This window comes from Bradyrhizobium canariense, assembly GCF_900105125.1.
Lineage (GTDB): Bacteria > Pseudomonadota > Alphaproteobacteria > Rhizobiales > Xanthobacteraceae > Bradyrhizobium > Bradyrhizobium canariense_A.
The window spans coordinates 2153294-2167569 of the sequence record NZ_LT629750.1 but is presented as its reverse complement, the minus strand read 5'-3'; the positions used below and the strand labels follow the sequence as shown (position 1 = coordinate 2167569).

Here is a 14276-nt window from a genome sequence, read left to right as displayed (position 1 = left end):
CGCTCCGGGCAGCACGTCCCCTGAATGGCCAAAGGCAGCACTGCCCGGAATCGGTAGCGTTCCGGTTAATGCGCGACGACTTGCTTCGTCGAATGAAGCAGCAGGCTGCGCGTATGGGCCGGTTTCGCCTGAGCCAGGGCGTCGGTGGGATTCTTGTAGAACGGGTCGCGATCGCAGCTGCCATTCTTGCCGGAACCCGAAGCCTTGCATTGCGCCAGAGTATCGTAACCGCAGCCGCGCATGCCGGACGAGTCGGTCATGCAGAATTCGCCGGCCTGCGCGGCGGGGGCAGCCAGCGCCATAAAGGCGAGCGTGCCGAACACGGCGGCCGAGGCGGTCATTATTTTCGAGAGCGTCGTCATTTTCTTTCCCTTTTTAAACAGTGTTGGACGCGCGGAACCTGCCGTCCTGAATCGAACTTGAGTATTTGCGCGTATTTTGATAAGAGCAGATAAATGGAAGAGCTTATTTTGATTTAGCAAATAATGGGTATCCAACTCGCCGAACTGACGGCCTTCGTGGCGGTCGCGGAGCATCTCAGTTTCACCAAGGCGGCGGTGCAGGTCGGGGTCGCGCTGCCGACCATGAGCCAGACCATCCGCTCGCTCGAAGAGCGGCTCGGGGTCAGGCTGTTCAATCGCACCACGCGCAGCGTTGCGTTGACCGAGGCCGGAGAGCGCCTTTTGCTCGAAATACAGCCGATCATCGCGGGCATCGATCACGCGCTCGAAAGCGTCAATGTGTTCCGCGACAATCCGGTCGGGACGTTGCGCCTGGCGGTTTCACGGCCGGCCGCGACGCGGGTGCTGGCGCCGATCATCCAGCCGTTTCTGGCGGAATACCCCGCCATTCGCCTAGAGGTGTCGGCCGACGACACGCATAGCGACATTGTCAGCGGCCGCTTCGATGCTGGCATTCGCGTCGGTCACCGGGTCGAACGCGACATGACGATTTTGCGCCTGCTGGATGAATTCAGGATGCTTGCGGTCGCCACGCCTGACTATCTGGCGCGCCACCCGGCGCCGTCACAGCCGAAGGATCTCCACTTCCACAACTGCATCCGCTACCGGCAACCCTGGGACGGCTCGTTCCAGCCCTGGATGTTCAACAAGGGCCGTCAGCATAGCGAGATATCCGTCGAAGGTTCGTTGATCGCCAATGACCTCGAATTGGTGCTGAGCGCGGCACTCGACGGCGTCGGCGTCGCCTATCTCGCGGAGCCGCTGGCGGCGCCGCTTTTGGCGGACGGCCGGCTGGTCGCGTTGTTGCCAGGTTGGTGCAGCACGCTGCCCGGTGTTTTCCTTTATTATCCCAGCCGTCATCAGATACCGATGCCGCTGTTGGTGTTTCTGAAATTCATCGAGACATGGCGAAAGCGCAGCGGCCTGTTGCATCGCGTGAAATGAGACCATGGGGCCGCGCGGAGCGGACCGGAGAGGCATTACTGTCCCGGCCGGGGACTGGCGATGATCCGCCCGCTCTGGTATGCAGCTTCCAAGTACCCGCGCTTCCAGCAGCGGGTCTTCGGTCCCGTAGCTCAGCCGGATAGAGCGACGGTTCCCAGAACCGTGGATCGGAAGGTCGCTTCTCGCTGCGCTTGTTGGCCCGACGATGTGAAGGTCATTGTTTTCATGAAGATCCCATGGCCATTTTGCATTGACCGTTCTAACCTGAATAGATCTTCCGAGTGGCGCACGAATATGGCCCCCCACGGGGCGAGCATCGCATGCGAACGTAGGCTGTCAGAGCGGGAAACCAATTGCGCGCGTGGAGACCATGGCGAGCACCGATAGGCTCTGAAATAGCTTTGGCGCGTTGTTGCCGTACAAGGATCGGAATGGCGATACGTGGGCAAGCTTTGCGACCGGATACCAGCGTGTCTCATAAAAAAACCGCATGATTAGCCAAATGGACCGCATACGCACGCATGACGTGGCCGTTGATCGCGACTTCTATAAGCTACAAGTCCTGACCGATGAAGATATAAAGCTCATCAAGTGGCTGGTTGTCGATGCGGCAACGCACGAACTCAGCAAGCGCCACCACACGGACCTGCTAACGAGCTTTGCGGCGCCCCTGCGCTTTGTTGAGAAGAACAGGAGCACATTCAAAAGTGTCGAATCTATCGACGAATATATCGATGAGTACCAGACCAACGCCATGGAAGACTATCACGGCCGGATGGAGCAATCCTTTCTTCCCATCCTTGAAGACGTGTTGAGGGGCGACCTCTCATTCTACGAGGACGGCGACAAGTGCATCACCTTCCTGCATTTCATCAGCACCCAGCACATGCGGACGAAACGGACCCGGGAAAAGACGATCGAGGTTCTTCGTTCCAAGAACAACATTGACTTCAGCCGATGCTGGAACATCGCCGTGCATATGTTCTCCTTCAATATCGGCCTTAGTCTCTTCCGGGAACGTAAAAAGAGGAGCCTGCTCCTATTGGAGAACAAGACTGGCCTGCCGTTCGTCACCGGCGATCAGCCGACCGTCAATCTGCTGGCGGATGGGACGGCGCCTCCCGATGCGCTATCATTTTACTATCCCGTTTCACCGACGCTCGGCCTTGTGCTCGGCGAAGCAGACCAGCCGCCGGCGTTTGGGTCAGAGAGCCTGACGGTTGCGGATGTGCAGCATCTCAATGATCGGATATGTGCGGCGGGCCATAGTCAGGTGTTCGGGCATACCGAAGCAGCGCTTATTCCCTTTCAGGGGAGGTAGGCGCTGCCCGTCCGGGCAACAAAGGACTCGATTGCCTCGCTGCGGCGGAACCATTCGCCCCGAATATGATCGTCAGCAAAGTCGCGATGAAGCTTCCTTTCCATCGCAATCGTTCCCTTGATCGTGGCGAGGACTTTTAACGTCCGGTGCGAGGAAGTCTGGAGCGTTAAAAGTCGGTCATCAACGTTGGCGGCGAATCCGATCTTCACGGCTGTTGGATCTTCGGCCAGCCCGATGACGTACACAAAGCCGCTCTTCGCACGGGGCTTCTTCTGCGGTGCGGTTTCTTCCAGCCAGCGTTCGAGATCGTCGTAGGATTCACTAAACGGGCTGCCGGCGCGCCTCAATGCTCGCCCGGATAAGCGATGTTCTTTGAGCCAGTCGGCGTGCGCAGCTTTAATGCCTTCAAAAACACGCTTCGCTTCTTCGCGCGATTTCTTCTTCGCTTCGGTCGCATCGCGGTGCACGAAGTCCATCAGTGCGCCGCAGTCAACTACGCCGGGGCAAACATACGGGCCAAATCTTTTGGACATCCCAAACCTCGTGGCGGCGCTAGATCAGCTGTCAAGACTAGCAGAGTCACGATGAGCGTCTGGCAGCTAACATGAATGTAGCAACAGCTTCTCTCGGTCCGCCGTTATGGGGGTGATGCTGATTCGGCGCCAGCGCGATTCGCTGACCCCATTGGTCGGCATTCAGGGCGGCGTATATGGGATCCCCCTCTCACGAAAGTCAGCGCGAGCGTCGTCTCCTGATCCGGCTCATGCGGGTGGCTTGGAAGCCCGACCTCGGACTAGGGATATGTTCTGATCCTCTCTATCTTTGATGTCGCTCGATAGCGTCCTTATGGGACGCCGGATCAAGAGCGAATCACAGGCGGCCCAAACGGACGCAACACCAATCGGGCAGGGCGTCCGAGTCGGTGAATCATGAGTTAATTCTCCGGCAAATTTAGCCGCTCGGCGATCTCGCGACTCGGGCTATGAGATCTTCGTCGCACGAAAAATGCGGGTGCACACAGATGCAAAACTCAAATGAAGTCGCCGGCAACGAAAAGCTTTGGGAACGCGTCCTGTCCCTGCTCGTGGTGGGGGCGAGCGTATTGGGCGGAAGCGCCGTTTTGCTGATACAGGCGTTGCCGCCCATACTTCACGGATCTCCATAGACTCGGAGATCGCTCATGAGTCTCGCAAGACCATTCCGACAAAGAGAAATTCTGTAGTGATCTCAATCGCCCGGAAAGCTGAAAAATGCCGGAATGGGTGTTGAAAACACTGCGGAAACTCGCAGACTTCCAAGCTGAATACGAGGGTTCGATTCCCTTCACCCGCTCCAGTATTTTCTGGTCATTCCCGGATTTTCTCATCGTCATCCTGACGAAGCCAGTTGTCTCATCCCGACAGTTTCGCGAGTTTGTTGCTCCATTGTTCCACGCCCAAGGGCGGACTTCGCCCCCACTCATTTTTTCCCTCGCGCAGTCGCTGCGTCGCATCCAGTTCGGCCGTCAATTGCGGATAGAGCGGATTGCCCTTTTTATCGAAAAGCGGCTCCCATGAGCCGGTGCTCGTCTTGTAATTGATGACATAGACATGGTTCGGACGGCTGCCCGGACGGTAATGATCAGCCATAAATCGAATGAAGATGTGGGCCTTGCGCTGTAGCAACTCCCAACCGATCAGCACGCCGGTGGTGAGCGACGGGTAGCCGATCTCGAACGCCTTCGCCTGGAAAGCCGTCAATTCAGCAAAAGTCGCATTCGGAGTTTCGCGCGAGGTCGACCGCAGGCCCATCTTCTCGAATGGATTCTTCGGAGCGAATAGGCCGGAGTTGGCCAGAGACATCGTATTCCATGCGCCGCGCGCGGTTTTCATGGCGTGGTTGACGGTGGTACGGCGTTCGACCATCTCGCCGTCGACATCTTTGTGGGCTGGCCCGTTTCATGCGCTCCCCCAGCTCCTATCATGCTCTTCGGATCGGCAGCGCTGACTAAAAGTTTTGCAGATGCACGCACTCTCTCGATCGATTTCCCCTGAGTATGGACACGTGTCGTAGCGATAGAGGTCGGCTCAAACATTCTCGATGTTTCAAGTCTTTTGCTATCGAAGTTGGCGGCTGCGTACCGCGGGGCGGACGAGGCCTCTTCTAGCGCAGGCTGAGTCCATTATTTATCAGGTGGGGGAGTGCTCAGGAAATTTGCAGCGAGCTTAATCTCGCTCGTGCAGAATTGAGAGCGACATTGTTGGTATCGATCGCCAGGACACGGATCCGGACACTGGTATCGTAGACTTGGCAGCAGTGGTCCTTTCCGCGCTGCCCTCGGAAGACAACACTTCGCGCAGGCTGTGGTTGTTGTCAAAGCAGTCGTACTCCACGGACACAACATTCTCGCAATCCTCGCAGAGGCATTTATCGATGACGAGATCGGCGCATTTCTCACTCAAGACAAAACAGGTTCTCGGAGCGGCGTTGTTCGTTATGATGGCAGTCGGCTTCGCGCAGACGGCGGAGGCGAAGAAAGTCGTCAAGATCTGTGCTGTGCTTCCGACCTCCGGGCCGAATGCAGCGGTCGGCGCAGGCATGATGAACTCGATGGTTCTCGCCGCCAACCAGATCAATGCTTCCGGCAAGCTTGGCGATATCGAGCTTGAAATCGTCAAACTCGACGACGGGTCTCAGGCGAGCATTGGTGTTAGCGCGGTGTTGCGTGCCGCCGCTGATCCCGACGTTTTGGCCTGTTCCGCGCACTGGAATTCGCCGGTCGCGCTCGCGACACGCGATATTTTCTACCGCGAGGGACTGGCCAACCTGACGCCGGCGTCGATCAACTGGCGTCTCACTGCCGAGCAGAAGGGTGATCAGATATTTCGGATTGCTCCGCCGGATACGTGGCAGCTGCAGATGGCGGCCCGCTATCCGATCAGTCTCGGAAAGAAGAAGTTCTATCTTATCGACGACAACACGCAATACGGTAAATCCCTTGTCACCGAGATGGAGAAGTACGCTACTCCGCTGGGAGGCGAAAAGGTCGGGTCCGACAGCATTGCAGTCGGCGAAAAGGATTTCACGGCGGTTCTGACGAAGGCCAAGGCGCTTTCGCCGGATTTCATCTTCTTCGGTGGCGTAACCACAGAGTCAGCGCTACTGCGCCAGCAGATGGTTAAGCTTGGCATGGACTCGCTGTTCTATACAGGCTCCGGGACAATGTCCCCGACCTTCGTTTCCATTGCCGGTGCAGCGGCGGAGGGCGCACGCGCCTACTTTTACGGTTTGCCATATCAGTCCTATCCCGGCGGAAAGGCGTTCACGACCGCCTACGCAGCCGCCGGCTTCGACAAGCCGCCTGAAACCTACGGCATCTGGGCCTACGCCTGCATCGAGGTGCTGGCGGACGCCGTCAAGCGCGCGGCCGCCGAAGGCAAGCTGAACCGCAGCGGCATTATAGATGTCCTCAAGGACGGAAAATTCTCGACGGTTCTCGGCGATATCAGTTTCCCGCCACCCGGAGACGTCAAGCAGCGGGTGATGGGCTACTACGTCGTCGAGAAGGGCAACTGGGTGATGACGGACTTCAGCAAGGAAGAAGCAGACAGTAAGATCGTCAAGCTCGATGCACCGGTGCCTCTGGACGCGCAGTAGTTAGCAACGTGGCCTGCTTCCGCTTGAACCGAATGGGACAAGTGGCGGCGGGCGAGAGGCGCCTGCCATTAATGGACCTCCGTTTTGGCTTCTCAGGGAGGCGTTATGTTAAGTCAGCAACTGGTCAACGCAGCGGTACTGGGCAGCATGTACGCGCTGATCGCGGTTGGCTTCACGCTTTATTTTGGAGTGCTGAATCTCATCAACCTTGCTCACGGCGCGATCTACATGATCGGCGCGTTCGTTGCGTTGAGCGCATTTCGGTGGGGTCAGAAGTTCGAACTGCCGCTGCCCGTTTTGCTCATTCTGGTTTCGATTATCGCCGTGGTTTTCTCGGGTCTGATCGGCATGATCGTGGAGAAGATTGCCGTGAAGCCATTGCGGCGTGCGCCTCCGCTGGTGTTTTTGATCACGTCGATTGCCGTATACCTGGTTCTCGAGGAGATGGTTCTGCTGTTCTATCCCGACGGAGGAAATCCGCAGGTTTTTCCCGATCCGTTCGGACAAAAAACATTCGCGATCGGCACGACAATCGTCGGCTATGTCCAGGTCTTCCTGGTGAGCGTCGCGGTGTTGTCGATCGCGACGCTTCATCTCATTATCACCCGAACAGAGCTCGGCCGTGCGATCCGTGCAGTAACCGCAGATGCAACGGGGGCCCTGATGATGGGTATCGATGTGGATGGAACCATCAGTCGCACCTTCTTTATCGGCTCCGGCTTGGCAGCCCTCGGCGGCATCATGGAGGGGATGAATTTCGGCGCGGTAATGTTCAATATGGGCTTCATCGCTGCCATCAAGGGCTTCACCGCCGCGGTCATCGGCGGTCTGGGCAATGTGTATGGCGCGCTGGTGGGAGGATATCTTCTCGGCCTGATGGAGGTGTTTACCAGTGCCTATGTGCCGAGCGGCAGCGCCTACAAGAATATCATTACCTTCGGTGTGCTCATCCTTTGCCTCGTATTTCGTCCAAATGGGCTGTTGAGCCGGCCGTAACACCTGAGCGGAAGATTGTATGACTGAGCTACGTTCGAGTCCCGATCCGGTGTCGTCGTCAATCGCAGCGGGTCTTCTCGGATCGCCGTTCGGCGCCTCCTCGCGATTCGCTTCGATTTTCTTTGCAGGCACGGTTTTATTCGGTGCGTATGCGCTCGTAATTTGTGGATTGCGGCTGGCGGATTCGGCGATGTTGATTGGCTATGTCGCCGGGGTCGCGCTCCTGTGCGTATGCTGGTATTTCGCCGCCAACCGCTTTGCATTCATGCGCGAAGTGTTGGTGCGAGAGCGCGGTTTCCTGATTGTCGGCGTCGTTCTATGCGCGATGTCCTATCCGTTCCTCGCCGACGGTCCTTATCAAGTGCACGTCATGGCGATGGCAGGCATCTTTGCCTTGATGGCGCTCGGCCTGAACGTCAATATCGGCTACGCCGGCCTCGCAGACTTCGGCTTCATCGCCTACTATGCGATAGGGGCCTACGCCTCGGCGATCTTCAGCACCCGATTGGGGGTGAGCTTTTGGCTTTGTGTGCCGCTTGCCGGCCTGTTCGCCGCGGCCCTCAGCCTTTTGGTCTCGTTTCCGGCCCTGCGGGTCAAGGGCCATTATCTCGCGCTGGTTACCCTCGGGTTCGCCTTCATCGTCATTCAGCTGATCACCAACCTGGAAGGCTTGACGGGCGGAACACAGGGGATTTCCGGTATCGCTTCACCCAGCCTGTTTGGTCACAGCTTCCGGGCTCCCATTAAGCTGGCAGGCATCACGCTCCCTTATCAGGCGAACTTCTACTATCTCGTGCTGGCTTGCCTGGTCCTTGGGGCATTGGTCTGCGCGCGGCTGGGCCGGTCGCGATGGGGCCGTGCGTGGGCTGCGATGCGGAACGACGAGATCGCGGCGGAAGCCTCCGGTCTTAGTCTGACAAAACTCAAGCTGCTGGCGTTTGGCACGGGAGCTTGTCTCGGCGGCATTGCGGGCTCACTCTATGCCCATATGATCGGATATCTCGATCCGTCGAGTTTTCGCTTCATCGAGTCGGTGTTTCTGCTCGCCGTCGTGGTGCTCGGAAATTTCCGGATCGCAGGTGTTATTGCCGCGGCCGTGGTCTTCACTGTCTTGCCTGAGAAGCTGCGCGCCTTCGACGACTGGCGGTTGCTGATCTTTGGCCTGGCGTTGCTCGGAATCATGCTGGTCCGCGGCCGCCGCATGATCTCCACGAGTCATTGAGCTATGGCGCTTCTTTCCGTTCGCGATCTCACTCAACGGTTCTCCGGTCTTACCGCACTCGATGACGTCAGTTTCGATGTCGAAGAGGGCGCCATCGTCGGTCTGATCGGCCCCAACGGAGCCGGGAAGACGACCATGATCAATCTGATCACCGGCATCTGCCGGCCGACCTCGGGCGATATCCTGTTTGGTGGGAAATCCCTGGTCGGGCGCAAACCGCACCAGATCGCTCGCGATGGAATTGGCCGGACCTTCCAGCAGATACGGCTGTTCGACCAGCTTAGCGTCGTCGAGAATGTCATGGTCGGAATGGATTCGCATCTGCGAACCAGCTATGGCGCGGCCGTTTTGGACCTGCCTTCCGTCGCCAGGGAGGAAGCGAAGATGCGCGCGGATGCGCTGACCCTCTTGGCGGAGGGCCGTGGCGGCCTGGAGGCATTTTCCGAGCGCCGCGCGGGTGAACTTCCATACGCCGACAAGAGGCGGCTCGAAATTGTCCGTGCGTTGGCGACCAGGCCACGGCTTCTTTTGCTCGATGAGCCTGCCGCGGGTATGGCTCTGCAGGAGATACGAAATCTGGTGCACGATCTGCTGCGTATCAGGTCGAAAGGCACAACCATCATTCTCATCGAGCACAAGATGCGCTTGATCGAGGGGGTAACCGACAAGGTCATCGTGCTCGACTACGGACGGAAAATTGCAGAAGGCTCGTTCGATGAAATCCGCAGGGATGCGCGAGTGATCGAGGCGTATCTGGGGAGGGGCTATGCAAATGCTGGAGCTGAAGAAAATTGAATCCGGCTACGGGCCAGCCAGAATCCTCCACGGAGTTTCGCTGACCGTTGGTAAGGCCGAGATCGTTTGTCTTCTGGGCAGCAACGGTGCGGGCAAGACAACCACGTTGCTGACGATCCTCGGCATCTTGAAGCCCTCAGCAGGAACGATGGTCTTCAACGGAGAAGCGCTTGGCGGGTGCAAGACGACCGAGATAGTCCGTCGTGGTATTGCCATCGTTCCCGAAGGCCGTCGTATATTCGGGCCGATGACGGTAGCGGAAAATCTCATGATCGGCGCGTCCGTCCGCAATGAGCCCGCCGCCGCGGCCGAAACGCTCGAGATGGTCCTGGAGCTTTTTCCGCTTCTGCGTGAACGCCTGGATCAGCTGAGCGGAACCCTCTCGGGAGGCCAGCAACAGATGCTGGCGATTGGCCGCGCCTTGATGACACGCCCGCAACTAATTCTGATGGATGAGCCATCAATGGGGCTGTCACCACTCATGTGCGACGAGGTGTTCGATATCATTTTGCGGATTCGCGACCGTGGTCTCTCCGTTCTCCTGGTAGAGCAGAATGCTTATGCGTCGCTCGCGGTTGCATCGCGGGGCTATGTGCTCGAGTCCGGTCAGATTGCCCTCGAAGGCTCCGCGCGAGAGTTGCGAGAGGATGACATGATCAAGGAAGCCTACCTATGACGATTGCGGTCCGTTCGAATTCTGCGCCTCCAGATAACGCACCGACCCGATACGATCTCGTCCTGCGCGGTGCGCGCGTGATCGACCCGAGCAGAGATATTGATACGCGTCTCGACGTTGCTTTCGCGGGAGGCCTGGTGGCCGAAGTTGCGCCGCAGATCGAGTGCGCCGCCGCCGACATTCGCGATGTATCAGGCCTCATTCTGGCCCCGGGCTTTATCGATCTGCATGCCCATGTCTATTGGGGCGCGACATCCATCAGCGTCAAACCTGAACTGGTGGCGGCGCGCGGTGGGGTCACCACGGTTGTTGATGCGGGGAGCGCCGGACCGGGGAATTTTCCGGGCTTGCGCCATCATATCATCGAGCGCTCCAGTCTGCGTATTCTGGCATTCCTCAATGTGTCGTTTCCGGGCATTTTTGCCTACAGCGCGCCCGTGATGGTCGGGGAATGTACCGACCTGCGCCTGCTCGACCTCGATGAATGTATACGGATTGTCAACGAGAATCGCGACCTGATCGTTGGTATCAAGGTTCGGGTGGGCCGTATCGCCAGCGGCTCCAGCGGAATTGCGCCGCTGGACATGGCGTTGGAGGTTGCTGCGGAAACCGGGCTACCGGTGATGGCGCATGTCGACTACCTTCCGCCCAGCCGAAAGGACGTGCTGATGCGCCTGCGTCCCGGCGATATCCTGACGCATTGCTTCAAGCCGTTTCCCAACGCGCCACTGCGACCGGATGGTGAAATCTGGGAAGAGGTGCTGATCGCGCGGGAACGCGGAGTGATATTCGATCTCGGCCACGGCGCGGGCTCGCTGGATTTCCGTATCGCCAAAGGAATGCTCGCGAAGGGATTTGTGCCCGACGTGCTCTCGACCGACCTGCATGTGTTGAACGTCGAAGGACCGGTATTCGATCTCATGACAACCCTGTCGAAATTCCATGTCATGGGCCTGGGGCTTTCAGACATCGTGCGCAGCGTCACGTCGGCTCCGGCGGGCGCGATATCCCGGCCGCAGATCGGAACGCTTGCGCCCGGCGCGGTCGGTGATGCCACATTGTTCGAGGTGGAGGAGGGGAGCTTCGAATTCCGCGACTGCGTCGGGAAGACGATGCAAAGCAGTACGAGGCTTGTTCCACGTGGAAGCGTCTTCGCCGGTGTCTGGCGTTCCCAATGAAAGTGGGCCTGTCTCGTGCGTGAAAGTGGGTCTGTGCAGAAAAGGCCGTGCCTGCTCAGTAGTCGAAGGACAAATTCTGTTTTGATACGGTGAAAAAAACATGGACAAGAAGCTCGATACCTTTCCAGTCAGCGCGCGAAACAAGGTCAGGCTCATGCGGCAACGCGGATCCTATGACAAGAAACTCGTTTACAGCATTCTTGACTCCGCGCTCTTGTGCAACGTTGGTTACGTCATCGATGGCCAGCCCTATGTAACGCCCACCGCATTCTGGCGCGAACAGAACCATCTCTATTGGCACGGCTCCTCGGCAAGCCGCGCGCTGATAGCGCAAAGCAAGGGCATTCCCGTCTGTTTGACGGTGTCGCATGTTGATGGTCTTGTGATCGCCCGTTCCGGATTTCATAGCTCGGTCAACTATCGCTCCGTGATGGCGTTTGGCCAAGCTTCGCTGGTCGAGGATGAAGATCACAAGCGGCGGGCGATGGACGTCTATGTCGATCGCTTCGTTCCAGGTCGCACTTCCGCCAATCGGGCCGCGACAGACAAAGAGCTGCAGGCCACCAAGTTGCTCAGCATGGATATCGAAGAGGCGTCGGCCAAGGTTCGCGTTGGCATGCCGGTTGATGACGACGAGGATTACGCGCTCCCAGTCTGGGCCGGTGTCGTCAATTTCAAGACTCTCGTCGCCGGAATATCGCCGGATCCGAAGAATCTGCCGGATGTCTCGGTACCGCCCGGTATTGCGGTCTATGCCGAGGGGCGGATGGTGGACGAGACGCTGAGCGCGATTTACGACGGCGACACGACGTCCAGCCACGGCTGACGCGATTGGCGAAAGTGGAAGCCGGCTTGCGGCCGGATTCCAACTGGCCGGATAATGACGGAGGTTCAGCGCGGTCGTTGCAGGGGAGGCGCGTCAGGCGTTTCTCCGGACGCTTGCGCGTTATCGATGGCCGCAATTTGGTGCCGTCACCCTTATCCCCGAGGGGCGGCATCCCTTCATTTTGACGTAATAGAATATCGAACCGTGGCCGGTCAGCGTTTCGTTCTGCGTCAGCGGCCGGCTGCGTATCCCTGCATCCCTCGTGGATTCGCGCCGGCATACATCTGCCCATCAGGTTCGATCCGCGCGGCGGAGAGGCGGCCTTCCGACCAATCTCCACCCTGTTCCACTGTGTGGCCCTTGCGCTTCAACTCGTTGCGCACGTCTGCGCCATAGCGACCTTCAATCACCAGTTTCCCCGGGGAAGCCGTGCGGGGCCAGAAGCTGCTCGGCCAATGCTCGCTGTGGAAGCTCGGCGCGTCGATCGCCTGCTGGATCGTCATCCTGTGATCGACCATGCGCAGAAAGAAAATGAGCGACCACTGGTCTTGCTGGTCGCCTCCTGGCGTTCCGAATGCCATCCATGCGTTGCCGTCGCGAAGAGCGAAGCTGGGCGACAGCGTTGTCCGCGGCCGCTTGCCTGGAGCGAGACTATTCGGATGATCGGGCGTCAGCGAAAACATTTGACCGCGCGTGCCAAGACAGAAGCCAAGCTCAGGAATGACGGGCGAGGATTGTAGCCAGCCGCCGGACGGCGTTGCACTGACCATATTGCCGAAGCGGTCAATGACATCGAGATGGCAGGTATCGCCGCGGACCGCGCCGAGCCGTGCAACCGTGGGCTCTCCAGCGCCGGCGACAGTAGGCTCGCCAATACCGGCCGTCACGGCAACGTCCGGGCTCGGCAAGTGATCGATCAACGCCTGGTAGCCCGGAAGCGAGCCGGGTCGCAATTCATTCGATGCCAGTGGTCCAATCAGGCGACGCCGGTCGTTGTTGTATTCCTCAGATAATAGCTGCGTTAGCGGAACATCGGCATAGTTTGGGTCGCCATAATAGGCTTCACGATCGGCGAAAGCGAGTTTCGCGCTCTCAGTAACGATATGGATAAATTCGGCGCCGAGGGGGTTCAACGCTGCCACTCCCAGTCCCTTTAGCAACGCGAGTTGCTGCAAGAACGCAGGCCCCTGACTCCATACGCCGCACTTCAGGACGGTATGGTCACGATAGTTGAGGCTCACCGGCGGCTCTACATGCGCCGTCCACCCGGCAAGATCATCGCCGGTTAGAAGGCCCCGATGGCGGCGGCCTGTGACGTCAAGAACGTCGGTGTCGCGGAAAAACCGGTCGATCGCCTCCGCCACAAAGCCGCGATACCAGGCTTTACGCACGGCGTCGATGCGCGCTTCGCGATTAGAGCCGACGGCTTCGCGGATGAGCCGTTCCCATGTCTCCGCCAGCGCTGGGCGCGTGAGCAGCCCGCCCGTCGGTGGGACATTACCGTTTAGAAGAAACACCGCGGCTGAAGTCGGCCAGGCGCTTTCGAACATCGCCCGAACGCTTTCGATGGCCGCGTTGATGTTCGGCAGAACGTAGGCGCCGCGTCTGGCATAGCCGATGGCAAAAGCGATCACATCGGCGAACTCCCAAGTCCCCCAATCCCGCAGCATAAGGCACCAGCCGTCGAATGAACCCGGCACCACCGCGGGGAGCAGGCCGGTGCCGGGAACCTGATCGATACCGAGCTTGCGGAATACGTCGATGGTCGCGGCGCGGGGCGCTCCTGCGTGTCCGCAGATCACGTGTTGCGTCTTCGTTCGCGCGCAATGGATGATCGCGGGAAGATCGCCGCCCGGGCCGTTCAGGTGAGGTTCGACAACCTGGAGCGTGAAGCCGGCGGCGGTGGCTGCGTCGAACGCGTTTCCGCCGCGCTCGAGCACTGCCATCGCCACTTGAGTGGCGATCCAATGGGTGCTTGCGGCCACGCCGAAACTCCCGGCAATTTCCGGACGGGTAGTGAACATCGGCACCTCATAGGCCAAACTTGATCGAAAGGGTCACGCGTGCAGGTCTGTATTTTGCAAGTTTACGTACCTTGCCGGCGTAAGTCGCGGGTGAAGGTGAAGTGGTCTCGGTCGTGACCAAAAACCGGTCCTTTGTTTTCAGGGCTTGCGTCGACAAATTTGCCCTCACGAACACGGGTTTGTGGCCGGCTTGCAG

13 protein-coding genes are annotated in these 14276 nt (G+C 58.8%); 9 read left to right on the top strand and 4 right to left on the bottom strand.

Annotated elements, in window-relative coordinates; all coding sequences use genetic code 11:
* Window positions 1-65 precede the first annotated feature (65 nt).
* A complete protein-coding gene (locus BLV09_RS37190; RefSeq protein WP_167558686.1) occupies window positions 66-362 on the bottom strand; it encodes a DUF3551 domain-containing protein in 297 nt (98 codons plus the stop codon).
* 123 nt (window positions 363-485) lie between these two features.
* On the opposite strand from BLV09_RS37190, the gene BLV09_RS10515 reads away from it, so the two are divergent.
* Window positions 486-1406: a LysR family transcriptional regulator gene (locus tag BLV09_RS10515; protein WP_349536748.1), complete on the top strand. Its 921-nt coding sequence runs from the start codon at window positions 486-488 to the stop codon at window positions 1404-1406.
* Between the two features lie 502 nt (window positions 1407-1908).
* Window positions 1909-2727, top strand: a complete 819-nt coding sequence (locus tag BLV09_RS10510) for a DUF4238 domain-containing protein (RefSeq protein WP_167558685.1) — start codon at window positions 1909-1911, stop codon at window positions 2725-2727.
* Here the strand turns inward: BLV09_RS10510 and BLV09_RS10505 are convergent.
* Together BLV09_RS10505 and BLV09_RS10495 are read right to left on the bottom strand one after the other, a co-directional pair.
* Window positions 2715-3260, bottom strand: coding sequence for a GIY-YIG nuclease family protein (locus tag BLV09_RS10505; RefSeq protein WP_146687232.1), 546 nt, complete (start codon window positions 3258-3260; stop codon window positions 2715-2717). The two genes, BLV09_RS10510 and BLV09_RS10505, sit on opposite strands and share 13 nt — an antisense overlap.
* An 858-nt stretch (window positions 3261-4118) precedes the next feature.
* Window positions 4119-4598, bottom strand: a complete 480-nt coding sequence (locus BLV09_RS10495; RefSeq protein ID WP_244549033.1) for a hypothetical protein — start codon at window positions 4596-4598, stop codon at window positions 4119-4121.
* A gap of 541 nt (window positions 4599-5139) precedes the next feature.
* Between BLV09_RS10495 and BLV09_RS10490 the strand changes: the two genes are divergently transcribed.
* The 7 genes from BLV09_RS10490 to BLV09_RS10460 all read left to right on the top strand — a co-directional run bounded on the left by BLV09_RS10490 (window position 5140) and on the right by BLV09_RS10460 (window position 12056).
* Window positions 5140-6363: a branched-chain amino acid ABC transporter substrate-binding protein gene (locus BLV09_RS10490; protein WP_146687231.1), complete on the top strand. Its 1224-nt coding sequence runs from the start codon at window positions 5140-5142 to the stop codon at window positions 6361-6363.
* A gap of 105 nt (window positions 6364-6468) precedes the next feature.
* Window positions 6469-7359, top strand: coding sequence for a branched-chain amino acid ABC transporter permease (locus BLV09_RS10485; RefSeq protein WP_100381078.1), 891 nt, complete (start codon window positions 6469-6471; stop codon window positions 7357-7359).
* A 19-nt stretch (window positions 7360-7378) separates the two neighbouring features.
* Window positions 7379-8581 (top strand): branched-chain amino acid ABC transporter permease, encoded by a 1203-nt coding sequence (locus tag BLV09_RS10480; RefSeq protein WP_100381079.1) that lies wholly within the window; start codon window positions 7379-7381, stop codon window positions 8579-8581.
* A 3-nt stretch (window positions 8582-8584) separates the two neighbouring features.
* Window positions 8585-9376, top strand: a complete 792-nt coding sequence (locus BLV09_RS10475) for an ABC transporter ATP-binding protein (RefSeq protein ID WP_100381080.1) — start codon at window positions 8585-8587, stop codon at window positions 9374-9376.
* Window positions 9354-10052: an ABC transporter ATP-binding protein gene (locus BLV09_RS10470; RefSeq protein WP_197685035.1), complete on the top strand. Its 699-nt coding sequence runs from the start codon at window positions 9354-9356 to the stop codon at window positions 10050-10052. Before BLV09_RS10475 ends, BLV09_RS10470 begins: the two co-directional genes overlap by 23 nt.
* Window positions 10049-11230 carry an amidohydrolase/deacetylase family metallohydrolase gene (locus BLV09_RS10465; protein WP_146687230.1) on the top strand — a complete coding sequence of 394 codons (1182 nt, stop codon included), beginning with the start codon at window positions 10049-10051 and terminating at the stop codon, window positions 11228-11230. The genes BLV09_RS10470 and BLV09_RS10465 overlap by 4 nt, the downstream gene beginning before the upstream one ends.
* A gap of 100 nt (window positions 11231-11330) precedes the next feature.
* Window positions 11331-12056, top strand: coding sequence for a pyridoxamine 5'-phosphate oxidase family protein (locus BLV09_RS10460; protein ID WP_100381083.1), 726 nt, complete (start codon window positions 11331-11333; stop codon window positions 12054-12056).
* A 230-nt stretch (window positions 12057-12286) separates the two neighbouring features.
* On the opposite strand, the gene BLV09_RS10455 is transcribed toward BLV09_RS10460, so the two are convergent.
* Window positions 12287-14080 carry a gamma-glutamyltransferase family protein gene (locus BLV09_RS10455; RefSeq protein ID WP_146687229.1) on the bottom strand — a complete coding sequence of 598 codons (1794 nt, stop codon included), beginning with the start codon at window positions 14078-14080 and terminating at the stop codon, window positions 12287-12289.
* Between the last annotated feature and the right edge of the window lie 196 nt (window positions 14081-14276).

Coding starts and splice junctions, on each gene's coding strand:
- BLV09_RS10465 (WP_146687230.1), top strand. CDS start 10,049: ATGACGATTGCGGTCCGTTCGAATTCTGCGCCTCCAGATAACGCACCG.
- BLV09_RS10470 (WP_197685035.1), top strand. CDS start 9,354: ATGCTGGAGCTGAAGAAAATTGAATCCGGCTACGGGCCAGCCAGAATC.
- BLV09_RS10490 (WP_146687231.1), top strand. CDS start 5,140: ATGACGAGATCGGCGCATTTCTCACTCAAGACAAAACAGGTTCTCGGA.
- BLV09_RS10460 (WP_100381083.1), top strand. CDS start 11,331: ATGGACAAGAAGCTCGATACCTTTCCAGTCAGCGCGCGAAACAAGGTC.
- BLV09_RS10455 (WP_146687229.1), bottom strand. CDS start 14,080: ATGTTCACTACCCGTCCGGAAATTGCCGGGAGTTTCGGCGTGGCCGCA.
- BLV09_RS10475 (WP_100381080.1), top strand. CDS start 8,585: ATGGCGCTTCTTTCCGTTCGCGATCTCACTCAACGGTTCTCCGGTCTT.
- BLV09_RS10485 (WP_100381078.1), top strand. CDS start 6,469: ATGTTAAGTCAGCAACTGGTCAACGCAGCGGTACTGGGCAGCATGTAC.
- BLV09_RS10480 (WP_100381079.1), top strand. CDS start 7,379: ATGACTGAGCTACGTTCGAGTCCCGATCCGGTGTCGTCGTCAATCGCA.
- BLV09_RS10510 (WP_167558685.1), top strand. CDS start 1,909: ATGGACCGCATACGCACGCATGACGTGGCCGTTGATCGCGACTTCTAT.
- BLV09_RS10515 (WP_349536748.1), top strand. CDS start 486: ATGGGTATCCAACTCGCCGAACTGACGGCCTTCGTGGCGGTCGCGGAG.
- BLV09_RS37190 (WP_167558686.1), bottom strand. CDS start 362: ATGACGACGCTCTCGAAAATAATGACCGCCTCGGCCGCCGTGTTCGGC.
- BLV09_RS10495 (WP_244549033.1), bottom strand. CDS start 4,598: ATGAAAACCGCGCGCGGCGCATGGAATACGATGTCTCTGGCCAACTCC.
- BLV09_RS10505 (WP_146687232.1), bottom strand. CDS start 3,260: ATGTCCAAAAGATTTGGCCCGTATGTTTGCCCCGGCGTAGTTGACTGC.